This window comes from Arsenicibacter sp. R0_47 (genome assembly GCF_057652235.1).
In genome coordinates this window covers 1-18,880 of sequence record NZ_JBYFCJ010000010.1, presented here as the reverse complement: position 1 = coordinate 18,880, position 18,880 = coordinate 1, and the positions used below count along the sequence as shown (strand labels likewise).

Below are 18,880 nucleotides of genomic sequence, written 5' to 3'. Positions count from 1 at the left end.
TACGGACCAGCGGTTATTGCCGGCCGGTCCCGGGTAAACTATTGAATATCACCAAGGGCACGCTGCACGTCCACTTTGCTGATGAGCGCCTGAAAGAGGGCATTGTAAAACGAAATCCGGGCCGAACGCAGGTCGGCTTCGGCAACGGTCACGTCGAGATAGGTACGAATCCCCGACCGGTACTGGAGATTAATAATCCGGTAGACATCCTCGGCCAGTTCCACGTTTTCGCGCAAGGCAATGTAATTGGCCAGATTGCCTTTATACGAAGCGAGCGCCTGCGCATATTCAGCATCAATGCTGCTGGCGAGGGCGATAAAATCCTGATCAATCCGCTGTACCTGAAGCCGGGCAATCTGCTGCTGCTGGATACGCTTCCCGCCCTGGAAAATCGGCAGCGCCAGGCTCAGACCAATATAGGAGTTCGGGAAACTGCGTGAATATAACTGGCCGAACTGTGCGTTCTGGTACAGGAGGTTGTAATACCCGAATGCCCCGACCGTCGGCAGGTACGACCAGCGGGTATAGAGCACGTTGGCTTCCTGTAGCTGCCGCTGCGTCTGCAACGCCTGATATTCGATACGGGTACGCGGGTTGACGGCACGGTTGGTGTCGACGATCACCTCATTGGCCAGTTGCAGTGTATCGTATGCCAGCACAAGCTTTGCCGCCGCCGGATAGCCCATCAGTTGCTTCAGGGTCTGGTATTTGGCCGATGCCTGTTCGAGGTACTGCTTACGCTGGGCACGGGTATTATTGAGTGAAATCGACGCCCGTTTGGCATCCGTTTTATCCACAATACCGCTTTCGTACTGATTTACAGCGTCTTTCAGGCTACGCTCAAGCCGGACAATATCCTGGTTGATGATCTCAGCCTGCCGCTGGCTCAGCAGTACATCATAAAAGGCCTTGCTGACACCGCTGATGACCTCAATCTTTGTCCGGGTATAGGCCTGCCTGCTTTGTTGCCGGTACGTGTCTGCTGTCCGGTTAGCCAGCAACACGTCGCGGTTAAAGATTGTCTGATTGGCTACGAGTTGCAGCGTTGAGGTATTCGCCACCCCGACCGTTACCGGAAGCCGTTCGCCCGACGTGGGATTGCTGAAGTTCGGAAACAACTGAACCGGCAGTTTCAGGTAGTGCTGAATGTTGTAATTGAACCCCACCTGCGGGAGCCAGTCGGCCAGTGCGCTGCGGATTGTCCGGTCGGTAATTGACTGGTCAATAGCAGATTGCTTTAGTAACGGCTGGTGGTTAATTGCATACTGAATACAATCATTCAGGGTTGCTTGCCGGAGGGTGTCCGGTGACGTTTGTGCCAAAACAGCTGTAGATAGCCATAGGCTCACTATAGCACTCAGGAGGCTGGTAAATATATGTTTCATAACGCCTTGCTGGCGGGCCATCCGTCATGTCACCAGACGTATAGTCAACCAAGTGTACTAAAATGGATAAACTTATTGGTTAACTCCATTTTTTCGAAAGATGTTCCTTAACGAAAAATATTTACCCCATTCGTATACTTAAGCCATTCAGAGAGCAGGCAGGTAAATAAGGAACGTAGCGCCGGCTTGTGGCTCGCCGACCGCTTTTATCTGGCCTTTATGATTTTCAACTACTTTTTTACAAAGTGCCAGTCCTACGCCGGTGCCGGGGTATTTGTCGCGGCCATGCAGGCGATGAAACAGCTGAAAAATCCGGTCGCTTTGTTTCGGCTCAAAGCCGATGCCGTTGTCTTTGAACTCAATACAGACATACTGTCCGGTATGGCCGTTCATCCAGGCTTGCTGTTCTGTTTCCAGCAACGGGCGGCTGCCGATGGAAATTTCCGGTTTTTCGCCGGCCTTTTTAAACTTAAGCGAATTGCTGATCAGATTCTGAAACAGCTGGCTCATCTGGTGGGGAATGCCATCAATCACCGGAAGCGTTCCGACGTGTACGGTCGCCTCGTGTTGTTGTGTCGACCACTCCAGATCATTCAGAACCTGCGCCAACAGCTGATCCAGCGCAACCCGCTCGCTCTGACCGGCGTGCGTGGTAATGCGGGAATAGGATAGTAAATCGCGGATCAGGTTCTGCATCCGGCCGGCGGCTGACTCCATCCGTAGCAACATATCAGCCCCTTCTTCGCCCAGCGCCTGGCCGTACTGCTCCCGAAGCAGGTTGCCGAAGGCCTGAATTTTCCGGAGCGGTTCCTGCAAATCGTGGGAAGCGGCGTAGGCAAACTGTTCGAGGTTATCATTCGACAGCCGCAGCGCCTGATTCAGCTCTTCCAGATGCTGGTTCTGCGTCTGCTCGTGGGTCAGCTGCTCCTGCAGATTTGCCTCATATAACCGTAGTTTATCCTCGTTTTTCACCCGGTGCAGCAGTTCCCGGCGCAGCATCAGAAAGACAATACCAATCAGAAACAGGGAAGCAAGCGCCGACACGATGATCAGGCGCTGTGTATTGGCGTGGGTGGACAGAGCAAGGGCTTTCCGTTCCACAATCAGCTGACGTTCAATACCGACAAGCGCGGCCACTGCGGGACGGACCTGATTCAGAATAGCGCGTCCCTGCGTTAGCATGGCTTCAGTCTCTACCGGTGTAACATTTCCCTGCCGGGCTTTCGCTACCAGCTGCTGGTTAATCGCGAGCCGTTGTAACATCAATGGCCGTAATGCCTGTAATTTCCGGTGCTGTATGGAGCCAGGAGGCATCATCTGTTCCAGACTATCGAGCCGATATGGTAACTCTTTACGGATTTGTTCAAATGAAGTAAAATAGGCTATATTTCCCGTAGTCGCATAGTTACGGGCCTCAATCTGCCCATCCCGTGACAAAGAAAAGATACCCTCGATCTGTGATATCACTTCATAAGTGTGTAATACCCATTCATCGTCCTTCTGCTGCCGTTGATTGGACTCCCAGGATAACCAGGTAATTGACGTGAGCAAAACGACTACCAGCGCAAAAGCCGATATCAACAAACTGTTGATTCGTGTAATTTTCATAACTACCGGGTAGAGAACCTTGGAACGGCAGTAATATACGAAGAAAAACAGCGTCCGGACTTTGCTTACTACACACTATTTACAGAGAGGTAACAAATAAGGGCCATTATTTAGCCAGAGGGATCAGCCTAAAAAATCACGGACAAAATCATTAACCGGCCGCAGGCGGAAGTCATCGGGCGTACCGGCCTGGATAATTTCTCCTTTGTCCATCAACACAATCTGATCGGCAATGTCAAAGGCTTCCTGCACATCATGGGTGACAAGAACGACGGTTGTTTGCCGGAGTTCGTCCAGTTCGAAGAGTTCGCGCCGGATATGGCGCCGTGTGTAAGGGTCGAGTGCGCCGAAGGGCTCATCCATCAGCACGACCGGGGGACGAACAGCCAGTGCCCTTGCCAGGCCAACCCGTTGCCGCTGTCCGCCACTTAATTCATCCGGATATCGGTGGAGTAATGATTCCGGCAGCCGCAGGGTGTGTATCAGTTCCTGTATGCGCTCACGGATCTGAGCGGCCGGCCAATCTAACAGGTTCGGGACAACCGCGATATTATCGGCGACAGTATAGTGCGGAAATAAGCCCGACTCCTGCACAACATACCCAATGTTGCGGCGGAGAGTCGGGCCATCCTGCTGTCTGACATTAACCCCATTAATAGCAATTTCACCGCCGGAAGGCTCAATCAGGCGGTTTATCATTTTCAGCGTAGTTGTTTTTCCGCAACCACTCGTCCCTAATAAAACCAGATTTTCTCCGTTAGCTACCGCAAACGATACATCGTGAACAGCGGTTTGTGCACCGAACTGTTTACTTAAGTGGCGAACTTGGATCATACCGGCTAAGGTACAAACCGTTTTCGTTAATTTGAACGATCGTTTATATCATGTTCCGCATGCGGATTAATGGTATCAGCCCAGTCGCTGATATTCGAAAAAAGCTGTTCTACCATACCGTAGGCACCTTCGATATTTTCTGCTTTAATCGCAATGGGTTCAAAGTACCGGTCAGTATCCGGGCAGACCCAATCAAATTTAAACAGGTAGTTTTCGACACCATGCCGACGGCATAGTTCGTCAAATTCCTGCCTGAAATCAACCAGCGCTTTTTGCGTGGCTGATGATGGTAATTCATGAGGTTGATATCCGTACAGCATAGTGTACTTTTTTTCTGTTTTGTGCCATTAAGACCTGCATTTCTGGTGTAGGTAACGCTTGCAATCACGTTTTTTTACTAATTTTTCCGGAGGTAACGAAAAGACCGCTGATTATCAGCTATTCGTTAACTCTTTTTTCTCAATTTTATTATTAACCAACTGTCCTGCCTTTTTCTCAACATGAATAAGCACTTTAGTCTGCTAGTTCTTATTCGTCAATAAACGGAAAATTATTAGAATTGTCCTTTTCCACTGATCATCTGAAAATGAAACCTTATCTACTGGCTGTCTTTCTCGTCATAAGCGTTTATGGAATCGCTCAACCAACGCAAACCGTCCGTGGCCGTATTCTCGATAAAGAATCTAAGTATCCCCTTGCCGGGGCAACTGTTCTCATTACCGACGGTAGCCGCCAGCAACAGGGTGCCGTGGCCGATAGTCTTGGCCGTTACCGCATTACGGGCGTACCGGTCGGCCGGCGCACGGTCAGGATCTCCCTTGTCGGTTATAAGGATGCGCTGCTGAACAACATTATCGTCGATGCCGGCCGCGAAACCATTCTCGACATTGAGCTCGACGAAGCGATCAACGAACTGGCTACCGTCACCGTAAAAGCACAGCGCACCGGCGATGCCCGCAATGAGATGGCCATTGTTTCGGCCCGTCAGTTTACCGTCGACGAAGCCGACCGGTATGCCGGCAGCCGCGGCGAACCGGCCCGGATGGCCTCTAATTTTGCCGGTGTGCAGGGCGCTGATGACTCCCGCAATGACATCGTAATCCGCGGCAACTCCCCAAGCGGCGTTTTGTGGCGCATTGAGGGCATTTCTATTCCCAACCCCAACCACTTTGCTATTCCAGGCACCACGGGCGGACCCGTAAGCATCATCCGTAATAACACCCTCGCCAATTCTGATTTTTTCACCGGCGCGTTTCCGGCCGAGTATGGCAACGGCATTGCCGGGGTATTCGACCTTAAACTACGGAACGGGAATAACGAAAAACACCAGCGCTCGCTGCAATTCGGGTTTCTCGGCACCGAAGGGTTGCTGGAAGGTCCTTTGTCCAAAAAATCCGGCGCTTCGTACCTCATCACGTACCGCTACGCCAATCTTTGGCTGTTCAGCAAAGCCGGTATTGATATTGGTACACAGGCGGTACCGTCGTATCAGGACGCATCGTTCCGGTTACACTTCCCGTTAAAAACCAAAACCGGTAAGGATGCGGGCCGGCTGGCGTTCTGGGGCTTTGGCGGCACGAGTACCATCGATATTCTGATCAGCAACCAGGAGGTTTCCGACCGGAACATTTTCGGTCAGAACGACCGCGACCAGTACTACACCTCAAACATGTTTGTGACCGGCATTACCTACGATAAAGCACTGAGCCGCAGAACGTTCGTCAAGGCAACGCTGGCGGCATCGGGCAACGTACAGGACGCTAACCACGACTACCTGTTTATCCGGAACGGTACCGATGGCAGACCACTGGTGCAGAACAACCGGTATGTCATTGACCGGAAAGTACCGATTCTCGACTACCTATTCCGGGAGAATAAGGTCTCTGCCTCGCTGGCCATTAACCATAAAATCAACCCGCGTAATATCCTGAAAGCGGGCCTTAATGCCGATCAGTATTTTTTCAGTTTCCACGACAGCACCCGCGTGGTGGTTACCCAGCCAAACACTACGCCGCAGATTCAGCCGTGGCGTACCCGATGGAATACCGGAACCTCAGCGATACTGCTGCAGCCGTATATCCAGTGGCGTTCGAATCTGACCGAAAAACTGACGCTAAGCGCCGGCCTGACCAGCACGTATTTCTCGCTGAACAACAACAGCTTTTCACCGGTTGAGCCACGGATCGGACTGGTTCAGGAACTGCCGAACCGACAGAAAATCAGCCTTGCGGCTGGTCTTCACAGCCAGATACAGCCGGCCTATACCTATTTTTACAAGTCGATCCCGCTGTGGTCTTCGTCGACAACCGGCCCGCTACTGGCTCTCAATAAGGGGATGGGCCTGACCAAAAGCTGGCATTATGTTGCGGCGTATGACCGGTTGCTGGGCCGTAACATGCGGATGAAACTGGAGGCTTATTACCAGCACCTGTTTAATGTACCTGTTGAAAAAATCCGGAGTTCGTTTTCGATCCTGAATACCGGTGCGGCCTTTTCCCGGATTTTCCCCGGTGAGCTGAGTAATACCGGAACCGGCCGGAACTATGGTGCCGAACTAACGCTTGAGAAGTTTTTCAGCGACGGCTATTATTTTCTGGTAACCGGTTCGCTGTTTGATGCGAAATACAAGGGATCCGACGGCGTGCTGCGCAATACCGATTTCAACGGCCGGTATGCCTTTAATGCTTTAGTCGCGAAGGAATTTATTCTCAGCCGGAATGCAAAGCGGCGTAACAGCCTGAATGTAGGTGCGAAATATACGGCTGTGGGCGGGCGCTGGTACGGTCCTGTCGATCAGCAGGCTTCACAGGCAGCGCAGGAGATCGTCTATGCCGATGCCCCCCGAAACACCCTTCAGTTTGCCCCATACCGCCGCTTCGACGTAAAACTGGACTATAAAAACAACCGCCGGAAAGTAACCCATACGATTGCCGTCGATCTGGTCAATGTATTAGGCATTCAGAACGTACTGACCCTCAGCTACGCGCCGCAGCCCGACGGATCCTTTATCAAACAGGAATACCAGCTCGGTTTCCTGCCGGTATTCTACTACAAAATCGACTTTTAATTAATGGGTAATGATTAATGTATAATGGACAATGACTAATGTATGTATGCTGGTGATTGGCAGACACGCAGCTGCTACCCATATCATTGTTCATTATACATTGTCCATTAATCAACTACCTGAACACCTTTCCAGAAAGCGACGCGGTCACGGATTTGTCCGGCGGCCGGCTTAGGGTCCGGATAAAACCAGGCCGCATCGGGATTGGTTTTTCCGTCGATCGTAAGCGTATAGTATGAGGCCACCCCTTTCCACGGGCAGGTCGTATGCGTACGGCTTGAGGTCAGATAGTTACTATTGACAGAGTCAGCCGGAAAATAATGATTCCCTTCCACAACAACGGTGTCGCTGCTTTCGGCGAGCACGGTATTATTCCAGATTGCTTTCATAGCTAAGGTAAGGTTGTAATACTTTTAAAAGGATTTTTTTGCACTTTCCTAATTAACAAAAATCCGGGAAGAAAGTCAAAAAAGACTAGTACTGAAATTACACGCCTCTCATGTATGTCTGCCTTTACTGAAAATTTTTATTTTTTCTAACAATTCCTCCGGCAAACAGTTACTCCTCTGTGTCCAATGAAGATTCTGTCAATCTTTATTTTATTACCGGATACCCGGAAGACGCAGCCGGACTTATAATTACGCAACAGGAGACGCAGCCGGACTTATAATTACGCAACAGGAGACGCAAGATATTGCGTCTCTACGAACAGACATTCACGAAACGTTATGAAAATACAGGCAGGGTGCGAGCTGCGGTTTACGGCCGAAGTCGACGTTCCCATTATTCTTATGCTACGCCCGCGCTCGGGCGATGCACAGTGGATCGTCAGTGATCAGTACCTGATCGATCCCGTTGTTCCCGTCACCGAATTCACTGACACATACGGTAATCTCTGCCAGCGGCTGGTCGTTCCGGCCGGGCCGTTTACGGTCAGCACCTCAACGCAGGCCGAAACGGCTGATGATATTGACGTGGCCGTCGGCGGACCCTATACACCCGTTCAGGAGTTGCCAACTGACGTCCTGGGCTTTCTGCTTGCCAGCCGCTACTGCCCGTCTGACCAGCCGGCCATCGCCAGGCAGGCAGCGGCTATTGTCGAAGGGCTATTGCCGGGATACAATCAGGCGGAGGCCATCCGGAAATGGATTCACGAACAGATTACCTATCAATACGGTACCAGCAACGCCCAGACATCAGCACTCGAAACGCTGGAAAACCGCATTGGTGTCTGCCGCGACTTTACGCACCTGGGCATTGCCCTTTGCCGGAGTCTGAATATTCCGGCGCGCATGGTCGTCGGGTACCTGCATGAGCTTGATCCCATGGACCTGCATGCCTGGTTTGAGGCATTTGTCAATGGCCGCTGGTATACGTTCGACGCGACGCAGGCCGTTCCGAAAGGCAACCGCATCAGCGTGGCCTATGGCCGCGACGCCGCCGACGTTGCTTTCGTCACACAGTTCGGACCGATGACATTAGATAATATGGAAGTCTGGGTAAAGCCAGCCGACACTGACACACCAACCTAAGAAGCATATTCCCTAATCTACGCACGGGCATTGGTGTTTTTGTGGCTGACTTTGCAGAAATTGCTGTAAATTTTATCGTCAACACATGAATCGTTACTTCCTGACACTCATGAGCTGCCTGGCAGCCCTGAGCACCTTTGCCCAAACTACTTTTATACGGGATACGTACCAGAAATTTGAGTACCAGATTCCGATGCGCGACGGCACTAAACTGCACACGGCCGTCTATGTCCCGAAAGATGCGTCGGCGACCAATACCTACCCGTTTCTGATGCAGCGCACCTGCTACAGCGTCGCTCCCTACGGCCCCGATCAGTATCCGCAACGCCTCGGCCCGTCGCCAACCCTGATGCGCGACAAATACATCTTTGTCTATCAGGATGTTCGTGGCCGCTGGATGTCGGAAGGCACCTGGACCAACATGACACCCAACATTCCGGATCCGGCACCGGTTCCGGCGAAAAAAGGCAGCAAAAAAGCACCTACGCCAGCAACAACAGCCGGTTCACCGGACGAAAGCTCTGATACGTTTGATACCATTGAGTGGCTGCTCAAAAACGTGAAATTTAATAACGGCCGCGTCGGTCAATGGGGTATCTCCTATCCTGGCTTCTACACCGTGGCCGGAGCCGTTGACGCGCACCCTGCCCTGAAAGCGTCTTCACCCCAGGCACCGGTCTCTGACTTTTTCTTTGACGATTTCCACCACAACGGCGCGTTTATCCAGTCGTATATCTTCACGTATCCGGTTTTTGGTCTGCAACATCCGAAGCCAACCACGGAGGCATGGTATAACAATGCGTTTATCCAAACCGGCACCAAAGACGGCTATCAGTGGCAGTATGATCTGGGGCCACTCAAAAACGCGGATAAATATTACAAAGACAACTTCTACTGGCAGGAAACCGTAGAGCACCCGAACTACGACGAATTCTGGCAGAAACGCAGCATCCTGCCCCACCTCAAAAATGTTAAACATGCCGTAATGACGGTCGGTGGCTGGTTCGATGCCGAAGATTTGTATGGGCCGCTGAACGTCTACAAAACCATCGAAAAGAATAACCCGAATACGTATAATACCCTGGTAATGGGACCGTTCGGTCACGGTCGCTGGTCGGCCGAAACCGGTCATACCCTGCACAGCAACGTGTATTTCGGCGACAGCATCGCTACCTTCTACCAGCGCAATATCGAAGCGAAATTCTTTAACCACTTCCTGAAAGGCGCGGGCGACGGCAAAACCGGTTTACCGGACGCCTACCTGTTTGATACGGGTAAAAAAGAGTGGAAAACCTTTGATAAATGGCCGGCTAAAGAGGCGCAGAACCTGACGTTCTACCTGTCCTCAACCGGTAAACTGGCTAACAGCGCAGGCAATGCCTTTTCAGAGTTTATCAGCGATCCGATGAAGCCCGTACCCAGCAGCGAAAACTACGCCGAAATGATGGGCTTTACGCCGTTCAACTACATGTCGGAAGATCAGCGATTTGCGGCCCGCCGGCCCGATGTACTGGTTTTCCAGACCGAACCATTGACCGAAGACATGACACTCGGCGGTGAGATTGCGGCTAAATTAAAGGTCAGTACCACCGGCACCGACGCCGACTGGGTGGTAAAACTGATCGACGTGTATCCGGCCGACGAACCGGACCATGCCTACATGCCAAACAAAACCGTTCACCTGAGCAACTACCAGCAAATGGTGCGTTCGGAGGTGATGCGGGGCCGTTTCCGGAACTCGTTTGAGAAGCCGGAGCCGTTTGAGCCCGGCAAAGTGACCGACGTAAATTTCCGGGTGCAGGATGTCCTGCATACCTTCAAAAAAGGCCATCGCATTATGATTCAGGTGCAGAGTACGTGGTTCCCGCTCATCGACCGCAACCCGCAAAAATTCGTGCCGAACATTTTTAAGGCCGATGAAGCAGACTTTCAGAAAGCCACCCACCGCGTGTATGACAGTTCAGCTGTTGAGGTGCAGGTATTAAAATGAATGAATAATGAAGCGGATCATCGAAAATAAACACCCGCTGGCTATCCGGTGGTTTCACTGGGTCAACTTCCCGTTGCTGGGCATCATGATCTGGAGCGGGCTGCTGATTTACTGGGCCTGGCACCCCTATAAAATTCAGGTGGGCGACTGGGTACTGGTCAAATTTTTTCCTGACTGGCTGTTTATTGCCCTGAAACTCCGGCGGCGGCTGGCCGAAGGCATGGCCTGGCACTTTGTATTCATGTGGCTCTTTATGCTGAACGGGCTGTTTTATGTGGGCTATACGTGGCTTTCGGGCGAATGGCGCTACCTGATGCCCGACCGCCACTCGTTCAGGGAGGCGTGGGAGGTGGTGCTGCATGATCTGGGAATCCGTAAGCTTCCCCCGCTGCAAACGAAATACAATGCCGCTCAGAAAATTGCCTACTCGGGCGTAATTCTGATGGGGCTGGGGTCACTGCTTACCGGTCTGGCCATTTACAAGCCCATTCAGTTTGCGTGGGTAACGTGGCTGTTTGGCGGGTATACGTCCGCGCGGGTCATTCACTTTGCGCTGACGATGGGGTATCTTCTTTTTTTTGTTGTACACATTCTACAGGTCATCCGCGCCGGCTGGAACAATTTCCGGAGTATGGTGGCAGGTTTTGATGTAATTGATTATGGAAACGCCGGAAAATCAGAACGAACAGACGCCTGACCTGCCTCCACGCGAAGAACTGACTACGGAGCAGCAGATCCGGCGGCGCACCATCAAGGCATTTGCCCTGTTCGGTGCAGCCAGCCTGGTGCCGTTCGGCGTCTGGAAATGGATTCAGCGAGAACCGAAAGTCAACGGCCTGCCCAAAACGTTCCGGGCGGTGCTGGGGGGTAACGAAGCCATTGCCAGCCTGTTTCTGAGCCACAGCCACCTGGCCCCTACTTTTCCGCTGGATGAGGCTGCCAAAAAGGTACGGGTCAACGGGTCGGATGGGATGAAAGGTGATTTTGATCCGGCCACCTGGTCGCTCAAAATCGAGCAAACCGCTACGGGAGAAGCCAACCGGAGCTTTACGCTCTTGATGGAAGACATCAGGTCATTGCCGAAAGTAGAGCAGGTGATTGAGTTTAAGTGCGTCGAGGGATGGAGCCAGATCCAGCACTGGGGCGGCGCTCGCTTCGTTGACTTTGTCGAAAAATACGGGGTCGGGACCCGCAGCGGCCATCCGGCTCAATCGGCAGAAGACTGGTATCAGTATGTCGGGCTGGAAACGCCCAACGGCGGCTATTATGTGGGGCTGGACATTGAAAGTGCCCTGCACCCCCAGACACTACTGGCCTACGAAATGAACGGACAGCCCCTTACCGGTCCGCACGGCGCTCCGTTGCGGCTGCTGATTCCGGTAAAATATGGTGTAAAAAACCTGAAACGCATCGGTCGTATCTTTTTTACCGATCAGCGCCCCCGCGACTTCTGGCATGAACGCGGCTACGATTATTTCGTGGGTTTATAAAAAAGTGGTGGCACGACTTTGAGTCATGCCACCACTACAAGTATCCAGCATTCAGCCTATCCGGCTTACTTACCGGCTACCATTTTCAGGTCCAGTGTAAACTTATCATCAATGATTTTGTCAGCAGCCGTACCGATGATGGCAGCGCGGTATTTAATGTCATAATCAACGCGGTTGATTTCTACCTTAGCAGAAGCTTCAGCCGTGTTACCCGATACCGTTACAACGGCAGGGAACGTTACCGGTTTTGTGATGCCTTTAATCGTCAGATCGCCCGATACCGTATAATTTGGTGCACCGGCAGCAGCACCGGCAATCGGCGCAACTTTTGTGATTTTAAAAGCAGAGGTCGGGTTCTTTTCGGTCGAGAAGAAATCATCTGATTTCAGGTGACCAACCAGACGGCCATTCATACCTTCGTTCGTAATGTCGGTGTCTTTGATCGACGTCATGTCAGCCACGAAGCTGCCGCCGGTCAGTTTGCTGCCATCCAGGATCAGCTCACCTTTCGAAAAATTAACCGTACCGCTGTGCTCTCCGCCTACTTTTTTCGCATTCCAGCCGATGCTGCTTTTCGACACGTCAACGGTGTACGTGGTGGCTTTTCTGGCTTTTTTTACGATGCCGGCAGGGGTTGTTGTTGCTGCTGAAGCAGATGTTCCGGCCAACAGGATAGCGGCCGCGAAAGCAAGGGCAAGTTGTTTCATTTTCATTGTGATTGGTTGATTTTTGTGTATTACAGGGTTTTATGTAATGCGTTGTCAGCCGATTTTTACAGATGTCATGGTCAGGGAGCCGCCAACGGCACGGTCGTTGAAAAACGAGACCGCATCATTTTTGTCCTGCAGGCCAAGCGTATACATCAGCGGGTAATAATGATCCGGCGTCGGGATGGCCAGTTTCGCGGCCTGTCCCATCGACTCATACTGAATCAGCGGTTTGTGGGTGCCTTCGGTAATGTGCTTTTTAAACAGGGTATTCATCTCGTGCGCCCAGTCGAAGCCGTATTCCGGTTCGTTCAGCTTATTCCAGGCCACCATCCGCAGGTTATGCACCATGTTTCCGCTACCGATGATCAGTACGCCTTTTTTCCGGAGCGCGGCCAGTTCTTTCGCCAGATCATAATGATACTGAGCCGGCTTATAAAAATCGATACTAAGCTGTAAGACAGGGATATTAGCCTGCGGATACATGTGGCGTACAATCGTCCAGGTACCGTGGTCGAGACCCCATTCGTGGTCTAACCCGACAGGTGTTGATTTAATCAGCTGCTGCGTCTCAAGGGCCAGCGCCGGACTGCCGGGAGCCGGATACTGCACCGCAAAGAGTTCCTGCGGAAAGCCGCCGAAATCGTGGATCGTTTTAGGGTGCTCCATCGCCGTCACGTGGGTACCCCGTGTCAGCCAGTGCGCCGAGACAACCAATACCGCCGTTGGTGCCGGAATTTCCTTGCCAAGCTGCGCCCAGTATTGGCTGAATGCATTATGTTCAATACCGTTCATCGGTGATCCGTGGCCGATAAACAATACAGGCATCGTCTCCGTCTTGTCAAACGGATCTGTAATATTTTTTAGTGATTGCAGGTTCATAGCTACTCCTCCGGTGGTTATCAGGCCAAAGGCCCGTAAAAATTCGCTTCTGTTCATAAACCATGGGAATAACAGCACAATTAACGGGATAATTTCCAAATCCAGTTGTTAACAGCTTGTTAATGGTTCTTAACAGAATGTGAACGGAAGAAATAGCGGCTTCCGGAGTGGGGTCAGCGCGACTGACTGAGCGGAACCGGCATACGTTCCAGCATATCAGCCACACAGGTCCGGATACCGTTGAGGGAAAACGGCTTGGCCAGAAAACCGTCTACCCTTAGCTCATTGGCCAGACGGTCGCCGTGTTTATGGCTTGAGAATAAAATAATGGGAATGTCTTTTGTTGCCGGATCGTTTTTCAGCGTCCGGATTACCTCACTGCTGTCTGAACTATGCATGTAATAGTCCATCAGGATTAAGTCTGGTTTGAGATGCCGGACTTCAGCTACGACGTCCTGCAAACGCGACTGCGTAATGACATCATACTGTTTCCGCAATACTCTGGGTACTAACTCCCGCATATCGGCATCATCATCGTATACTAAGACAGACTGGCGCAAACTCATAATCAGGCTTGACATTCAGGTTAGGCAACAGGTGCAGAAAGTGACAGAAAAAGTTCGCGGTAGGTCCGGAAGGCCGTCAGTGCGCCGTCCACAACGTCATCTTCGTGGCCGCTGGCCAGCTCCGGTAAAAAGCCTCTGAATGTCTGCCACCGGCTTCCGGTTTCAGGGCCATACCCTTCGTAAAAAACGGAATGCTGTGCGGCCTCCGGCAGATTATGGTTTTTTTTGAGCGCATTACTGATAAACCGGCTTCCAAGTGTTGACCCCTCGGCCACATACGTCGCCCCTAACAGCTGATAAGGTGTCCACGACCGGAAGAAATCCATATCGATTTCCGGCAATTCGTCGTCTATCGCTTTAATATCTGTCAGCAAGTGCGGGGTTTTCCGGCGTTGCACAGGCTCATAGCCGGCAAAAAAGCCGGCATGCTCCCGGATAGCTGCCTCCAGCGGGGCATGAAAGGCAACATTAACCGCCAGCAGCAGCTTATAGTCAGTCAGCGTCAGCTCACCGGACATAATGCGGGGGCCCAGCAGAAGTGCCTCCGTCATTTCGTGCAGCGATTTTGTTTCCTCTTTTAATCTTGCTAAAACAGACATAACAGTTCGTAATTAAGCGCGGCCCGGATGCGGGTTGACGCGGTTTTCATTCACCCAGAAGTCCAGTACCCGCTGCATAGTCTGACTCAGCGCCCGGTACCCTCCTGGTTTAATGACATAGGCATTTACCCCCAGTTCATAGGCCCGGCGTATATCGGAGGGACTTTCTGAAGTACTATACACCACAATAGACAGGTATTTTGTCCGTTTATGGGCTCTTAATTGCTGTAATACCTCGAATCCGTTCAGTCCGGGCAGGTTCAGATCAACCATTACCAATTTAGGCAGAAAGGTTAACTGCCCCTCAAACGGACCTTGCTCAAGCAAATAATTCAGGGCCTCCCCGCCGGTCTGGAACAGCTGAAAGGTATACGGTTGCTCTATTTTCTTCAATAGCCGGGCAAAGATGCTGATTTCATCCTTGTTGTCTTCAATATAAAGTACATCCAGCATGGTCTTCTTCTGTTAATACCTCCCTTTTGTTAAACCAGTTTAGGGAATGACACGTAAAAAGTAGTCTTCCGGTTAGGCTCGCTTTCAAACCAGACTTTTCCGTTGTGCCGGCCCAGAATCCGTTTCAGGATGGCCAGTCCGACACCGCTACCTTCAAAATCCTGCGCATTTTCCAGCCGTTTAAACAGCTCGAACATTCTGCCTGCCTGCCGCATGTCAATTCCGATGCCGTTATCTTCGACCGAATAGGTCACTTCACGGTCATGCGCTATACCATCAACAATTACGACGGCCGGTTGTTTATCCCGCGTGTATTTTACAGCGTTCGACAGCAAATTACTGAAGATCTGTAATACCATGGTCTGGTCACCATAGATAGGCGGGGTATTTTTAATAATAAACTGCAGGGAGCGCCCTTTCTCAGTAGCTATAATTTCTTCCCGCAGCATAGTCAGCATCGATCCCATGTCTACTTCCTGCGCATTTAGCTCGGTACGGCCCATGCGGGAATAGTGCAGAATGTTCCGGATCAGGGACGTCATCCGGTCGGAAGCAGCAATAATTTTGTTCAGCAGATCCTGTACGTCATCGTTCAGTTCGTCGCTGTATTCTTCCAGTATAATTTCCGAATAGCTTTTTACCGACGAAAGCGGTGTCCTTAAATCATGCGACACTGTGTAACTGAAAGCGTCCAGCTCTTCGTAAGCCACCCGGAGCTGTTCATTCAGAATCCGGATCTGATTGGCCTTCTGGTTAATAATCTGCAGAATATCCTCCCGCAGCTTCAATGCTGTAGCAATTTCGACCTCCCGCCAGGGCTCCGACTGATTCCTGACCTCCTGTGTCCATTTTTCAAAGCTTTTCCGCGGGCTGATCCGTGCTTCGCCCGATGCATCGACAGTCACCGGCTTATCGGGGTTCCCTGCCCAGTCAACCTGCGTAATGCGCTCCGGCTTAAACCACAAAATGTATTCATCCAGCTCCCGTGACAATTCGATTACCAGCAGCCCTGACGCCACCTCCCGGTAAGCCTCCGCTTCAGCAAACATATTCGGTAACTGGCTGGTCTGGAACATGGTGTCATTTGTCGCAGCTTTTACCCAGTCCGCTATCCGCTTCACCTGTTCATGAGAAGGCGTCTGCCCCAGCGAATGGATTTCTCCGCTTACAGACAGCGCAACACCGATGGCAGAATTAATATCTAGCGCCGTAACGGCATGGTTCAGCAACCCTTTTTTAATGTCCCAGTCGCGCAGCATTTGCTCCTGCAACACCTGCTCCTGATTCCGGATCTGACGCCAGTAGGCCATGTCATCCTCGTTTTTCCGGAATTCAAGCGACGCTGACAGCAACTGGGCAATAAATTTGGCCGACATCCGCGTCGGGTAGTCGATAAAACGCGGCGAGTAATGGTGACAGGCAATGAGTCCCCACAGTTCGCCCCGGTACATGAGCGAAATCGACATAGACGACTGTACGCCCATGTTTTTCAGGTACTCAATATGAATCGGAGATACAGCCCGCAGCACCGAATGCGTCAGGTCGAAGGGGCGTTTCCGGTCGGCATATAACACCGGATAAATCGGTACACTTACCTGATTAACGTCGGTGATACAGCGGACAAGGTTGATTTTGTAGAGTTCGCGGGCCTGCCGCGGAATGTCGGAAGCCGGATAGTGAAGTCCCAGAAACGGCTCCAGATCGTCTTCTTTTTCTTCAGCGACTACGTGCCCGTGCCAGTCCTCACTAAAGCGGTAGATCATAACGCGGTCATAGCCGGTCAGGTCTTTTACTTTCCGGGCCGCGCTGCTCAGCAGTTCATTCATCGTACGGCTCGCCTGAACATCAGCAAGGGCCTGAGCCACCCGCTGCTGTAGCAGAAAACCGTTCGACTGATCATCGGTGGGCTCAAATTCGAGCACTAACGCGCCGTCATGTACGTGCAGGATAACATTGGTCGGCTCGTTATTGATCTCCAGCCGGTACGGATTCAGCGAATCCGGTTGCCGGTTGCGCAGCGCAACATTAATCAACTCCAGCAGATTGGCCCCATTCACATCGGTGTTGGCCAGCAATGCATCCACCCGCTTTCCGATCAGTTCCTCAACCGGTACGCCCGATAAAATATGGGTATTTTCACTGGCCTGTACTATAACGAAATCATCCGGCCGGATTACAACAAGAAAACCATGGGCCTGGATGCGGCCGGGCATATGAATGGGCTCCCGCTCGCAGTTAGTCAGGTCGACCTGAAAAAGCGGAGATTGATCATCAGAAAGCGACAAAACGTTAATCGTTTGAATGCGTATATTAACAAATATATAACAGTCGGCAAAACATAGGTCAAGATGAACCTAAACTGTTATCGTGCGGGACAAAAAAGTTACTGAACGCCTCCCGGTAAACGTCATCTGCCCGGACCGTGCCAACGGTCTACACCGTTTTTACAGCATCATACCAATAATTCCGGATAGCCCGCAGACAGTCTTGCCAGTGAATATAACTGTCAGGCTTACCGATGAACGAAGATGCTCCCTGACGGTACGATTCCAGTACATCCATGTCGTCGTCAGACGATGTCAGCATCACCACCGGCGTCAGCCGCCATTTCGGGTGATTGCGCAGAAAATCAAGCAGATGCCAGCCATCAGTACGGTCGGGCATGTGAATATCCAGTAGAATAAGCTTCGGGTAGGCCCCATAAGCAATATTTTCCGGCTTTTCCAGATACGTCTTTGCGCTCTCTACAGACTGGATGTAGACTACATTCGCTTCCGGAAATACCTTTTTCATGGCCCGGTCTGCGACCTCGATCACCGCTGAATTGTCGTCGATAAACAAGACCGGAAATCCACGTGTTGTTCTATGCATGCTGTCTTTTTGGGTAACGCTTTCCTAAAGAAAAGCGTTTATGTGGGCAATAAGTATCTAAAATTAGCAAAAGTTAAGTTAAAATAACACACATTTACTTTTTAGTAAACTGCAAATCCGGATTACCGTTGCCCCTGAGTTGTTTTTACTAAAAAGAATCAGTAAAGTTGTTTCGAACTCGCTTTTGTAAAAAACACGATGGTATGAAACAATTCGTATTGATGCTGGCAGTAGCGCTGATGGGTCTGAGCATGGCGCCTGCCAAAAAAATCCGCTTATTCAACGGTAAGGATCTGACCGGCTGGAAAGTATACGGGACCGAAAAATGGTATGTCGACAACGGTGAACTAATCTGCGAAAGCGGCCCTGATAAAGGCTACGGCTACCTGGCGACCGAAGCATTTTACAAAAACTTTGACCTTTCTGTTCAGTTCAAGCAGGAAGCCAACGGCAACAGCGGCGTTTTTTTCCGCTCAACGATTGAGGGCACCAAAATCAGCGGCTGGCAGGTGGAAGTCGCTCCGCCCAACCATGACACCGGTGGCATCTACGAATCATACGGCCGCGGCTGGCTCGTTCAGATTCCGGACGAAAAAGAAACGATCCTGAAGGCCGGCGAGTGGAACACCATGCGTATCCGCGTAGAAGGTGATCACGTACAGACATGGCTCAACGGCAAACCAATGGTTGATATGACCGACGCCAAAATCGGTGCCGCCAACGGTTCTGTTGCCCTGCAAATTCACGACGGTGGCGGCATCAAAGTCCGCTGGCGCAAACTGGAACTGAAAGAAATTTAAGACTCCGCGCTCCCCGTACCATGAGTCATCCCGAATTTTGGGTTTGACAAAAAAGTGAAAACCTCCTGAACTTTGTGGTCGCCAAACTACAAGACA

The 18,880-nt window shown here is 51.4% G+C and carries 18 protein-coding genes; 6 read left to right on the top strand and 12 right to left on the bottom strand.

The window, feature by feature from the left end; genetic code table 11:
- Positions 1–38 precede the first annotated feature (38 nt).
- The 4 genes from AC23NW_RS17835 to AC23NW_RS17820 form a co-directional block, all read right to left on the bottom strand.
- A complete protein-coding gene (locus tag AC23NW_RS17835) occupies positions 39–1,385 on the bottom strand; it encodes a TolC family protein (RefSeq protein WP_487450998.1) in 1,347 nt (448 codons plus the stop codon).
- Positions 1,386–1,532: 147 nt separating this feature from the next.
- On the bottom strand, positions 1,533–2,993 hold the full coding sequence (locus AC23NW_RS17830) for a sensor histidine kinase (protein ID WP_487450996.1): 1,461 nt from the start codon (positions 2,991–2,993) through the stop codon (positions 1,533–1,535).
- 123 nt (positions 2,994–3,116) lie between these two features.
- Entirely contained in the window at positions 3,117–3,827 is a 711-nt protein-coding gene (locus tag AC23NW_RS17825; RefSeq protein ID WP_487450994.1) for an ATP-binding cassette domain-containing protein, read from the bottom strand.
- A 26-nt stretch (positions 3,828–3,853) separates the two neighbouring features.
- A complete protein-coding gene (locus AC23NW_RS17820; RefSeq protein WP_487450993.1) occupies positions 3,854–4,147 on the bottom strand; it encodes a hypothetical protein in 294 nt (97 codons plus the stop codon).
- Positions 4,148–4,413: 266 nt separating this feature from the next.
- Here AC23NW_RS17820 and AC23NW_RS17815 point away from each other — a divergent pair, with 266 nt between their 5' ends.
- A complete protein-coding gene (locus AC23NW_RS17815; protein ID WP_487450991.1) occupies positions 4,414–6,894 on the top strand; it encodes a carboxypeptidase regulatory-like domain-containing protein in 2,481 nt (826 codons plus the stop codon).
- Positions 6,895–7,001: 107 nt separating this feature from the next.
- Here the strand turns inward: AC23NW_RS17815 and AC23NW_RS17810 are convergent, their stop codons facing one another.
- Complete coding sequence (locus tag AC23NW_RS17810) at positions 7,002–7,283, bottom strand: DUF427 domain-containing protein (RefSeq protein WP_293834804.1); 282 nt, start codon at positions 7,281–7,283, stop codon at positions 7,002–7,004.
- Between the two features lie 339 nt (positions 7,284–7,622).
- On the opposite strand from AC23NW_RS17810, the gene AC23NW_RS17805 reads away from it, so the two are divergent.
- From AC23NW_RS17805 to AC23NW_RS17790, 4 genes are all read left to right on the top strand, one after another.
- Positions 7,623–8,426: a transglutaminase domain-containing protein gene (locus AC23NW_RS17805; RefSeq protein ID WP_487450989.1), complete on the top strand. Its 804-nt coding sequence runs from the start codon at positions 7,623–7,625 to the stop codon at positions 8,424–8,426.
- Between the two features lie 109 nt (positions 8,427–8,535).
- Positions 8,536–10,416 (top strand): CocE/NonD family hydrolase, encoded by a 1,881-nt coding sequence (locus tag AC23NW_RS17800; protein WP_487451166.1) that lies wholly within the window; start codon positions 8,536–8,538, stop codon positions 10,414–10,416.
- A gap of 7 nt (positions 10,417–10,423) precedes the next feature.
- Entirely contained in the window at positions 10,424–11,113 is a 690-nt protein-coding gene (locus AC23NW_RS17795) for a cytochrome b/b6 domain-containing protein (protein ID WP_487450987.1), read from the top strand.
- On the top strand, positions 11,076–11,906 hold the full coding sequence (locus tag AC23NW_RS17790; protein ID WP_487450986.1) for a molybdopterin-dependent oxidoreductase: 831 nt from the start codon (positions 11,076–11,078) through the stop codon (positions 11,904–11,906). Before AC23NW_RS17795 ends, AC23NW_RS17790 begins: the two co-directional genes overlap by 38 nt.
- Positions 11,907–11,971: 65 nt before the next feature.
- Here AC23NW_RS17790 and AC23NW_RS17785 read toward each other — a convergent pair whose 3' ends face one another.
- The 7 genes from AC23NW_RS17785 to AC23NW_RS17755 all read right to left on the bottom strand — a co-directional run bounded on the left by AC23NW_RS17785 (position 11,972) and on the right by AC23NW_RS17755 (position 17,984).
- The gene (locus AC23NW_RS17785; protein ID WP_293834799.1) at positions 11,972–12,613 is read right to left on the bottom strand and encodes a YceI family protein; all 642 of its coding nucleotides are present in this window, start codon (positions 12,611–12,613) and stop codon (positions 11,972–11,974) included.
- Positions 12,614–12,667: 54 nt separating this feature from the next.
- Positions 12,668–13,495 carry a 4,5-DOPA-extradiol-dioxygenase gene (gene ygiD / locus AC23NW_RS17780; RefSeq protein ID WP_487451165.1) on the bottom strand — a complete coding sequence of 276 codons (828 nt, stop codon included), beginning with the start codon at positions 13,493–13,495 and terminating at the stop codon, positions 12,668–12,670.
- 173 nt (positions 13,496–13,668) lie between these two features.
- A complete protein-coding gene (locus AC23NW_RS17775) occupies positions 13,669–14,076 on the bottom strand; it encodes a response regulator (protein WP_293834797.1) in 408 nt (135 codons plus the stop codon).
- 5 nt (positions 14,077–14,081) lie between these two features.
- A complete protein-coding gene (locus AC23NW_RS17770) occupies positions 14,082–14,660 on the bottom strand; it encodes a biliverdin-producing heme oxygenase (RefSeq protein WP_487450985.1) in 579 nt (192 codons plus the stop codon).
- Between the two features lie 12 nt (positions 14,661–14,672).
- Positions 14,673–15,113 (bottom strand): response regulator, encoded by a 441-nt coding sequence (locus AC23NW_RS17765; RefSeq protein WP_293834794.1) that lies wholly within the window; start codon positions 15,111–15,113, stop codon positions 14,673–14,675.
- Positions 15,114–15,142: 29 nt separating this feature from the next.
- Positions 15,143–17,398, bottom strand: a complete 2,256-nt coding sequence (locus AC23NW_RS17760; protein WP_487450984.1) for an ATP-binding protein — start codon at positions 17,396–17,398, stop codon at positions 15,143–15,145.
- Positions 17,399–17,546: 148 nt separating this feature from the next.
- Entirely contained in the window at positions 17,547–17,984 is a 438-nt protein-coding gene (locus AC23NW_RS17755; RefSeq protein WP_487450983.1) for a response regulator, read from the bottom strand.
- A 203-nt stretch (positions 17,985–18,187) separates the two neighbouring features.
- Between AC23NW_RS17755 and AC23NW_RS17750 the strand changes: the two genes are divergently transcribed.
- The gene (locus tag AC23NW_RS17750) at positions 18,188–18,784 is read left to right on the top strand and encodes a 3-keto-disaccharide hydrolase (RefSeq protein WP_293834790.1); all 597 of its coding nucleotides are present in this window, start codon (positions 18,188–18,190) and stop codon (positions 18,782–18,784) included.
- Positions 18,785–18,880 lie beyond the last annotated feature (96 nt).

What these genes read in the sequence shown, in the direction of transcription:
- AC23NW_RS17835 (WP_487450998.1), bottom strand. Translation starts at nt 1,385, where the DNA reads ATGAAACATATATTTACCAGCCTCCTGAGTGCTATAGTGAGCCTATGG.
- AC23NW_RS17830 (WP_487450996.1), bottom strand. Translation starts at nt 2,993, where the DNA reads ATGAAAATTACACGAATCAACAGTTTGTTGATATCGGCTTTTGCGCTG.
- AC23NW_RS17825 (WP_487450994.1), bottom strand. Translation starts at nt 3,827, where the DNA reads ATGATCCAAGTTCGCCACTTAAGTAAACAGTTCGGTGCACAAACCGCT.
- AC23NW_RS17820 (WP_487450993.1), bottom strand. Translation starts at nt 4,147, where the DNA reads ATGCTGTACGGATATCAACCTCATGAATTACCATCATCAGCCACGCAA.
- AC23NW_RS17815 (WP_487450991.1), top strand. Translation starts at nt 4,414, where the DNA reads ATGAAACCTTATCTACTGGCTGTCTTTCTCGTCATAAGCGTTTATGGA.
- AC23NW_RS17810 (WP_293834804.1), bottom strand. Translation starts at nt 7,283, where the DNA reads ATGAAAGCAATCTGGAATAATACCGTGCTCGCCGAAAGCAGCGACACC.
- AC23NW_RS17805 (WP_487450989.1), top strand. Translation starts at nt 7,623, where the DNA reads ATGAAAATACAGGCAGGGTGCGAGCTGCGGTTTACGGCCGAAGTCGAC.
- AC23NW_RS17800 (WP_487451166.1), top strand. Translation starts at nt 8,536, where the DNA reads ATGAGCTGCCTGGCAGCCCTGAGCACCTTTGCCCAAACTACTTTTATA.
- AC23NW_RS17795 (WP_487450987.1), top strand. Translation starts at nt 10,424, where the DNA reads ATGAAGCGGATCATCGAAAATAAACACCCGCTGGCTATCCGGTGGTTT.
- AC23NW_RS17790 (WP_487450986.1), top strand. Translation starts at nt 11,076, where the DNA reads ATGGAAACGCCGGAAAATCAGAACGAACAGACGCCTGACCTGCCTCCA.
- AC23NW_RS17785 (WP_293834799.1), bottom strand. Translation starts at nt 12,613, where the DNA reads ATGAAACAACTTGCCCTTGCTTTCGCGGCCGCTATCCTGTTGGCCGGA.
- ygiD (WP_487451165.1), bottom strand. Translation starts at nt 13,495, where the DNA reads ATGAACCTGCAATCACTAAAAAATATTACAGATCCGTTTGACAAGACG.
- AC23NW_RS17775 (WP_293834797.1), bottom strand. Translation starts at nt 14,076, where the DNA reads ATGTCAAGCCTGATTATGAGTTTGCGCCAGTCTGTCTTAGTATACGAT.
- AC23NW_RS17770 (WP_487450985.1), bottom strand. Translation starts at nt 14,660, where the DNA reads ATGTCTGTTTTAGCAAGATTAAAAGAGGAAACAAAATCGCTGCACGAA.
- AC23NW_RS17765 (WP_293834794.1), bottom strand. Translation starts at nt 15,113, where the DNA reads ATGCTGGATGTACTTTATATTGAAGACAACAAGGATGAAATCAGCATC.
- AC23NW_RS17755 (WP_487450983.1), bottom strand. Translation starts at nt 17,984, where the DNA reads ATGCATAGAACAACACGTGGATTTCCGGTCTTGTTTATCGACGACAAT.
- AC23NW_RS17750 (WP_293834790.1), top strand. Translation starts at nt 18,188, where the DNA reads ATGAAACAATTCGTATTGATGCTGGCAGTAGCGCTGATGGGTCTGAGC.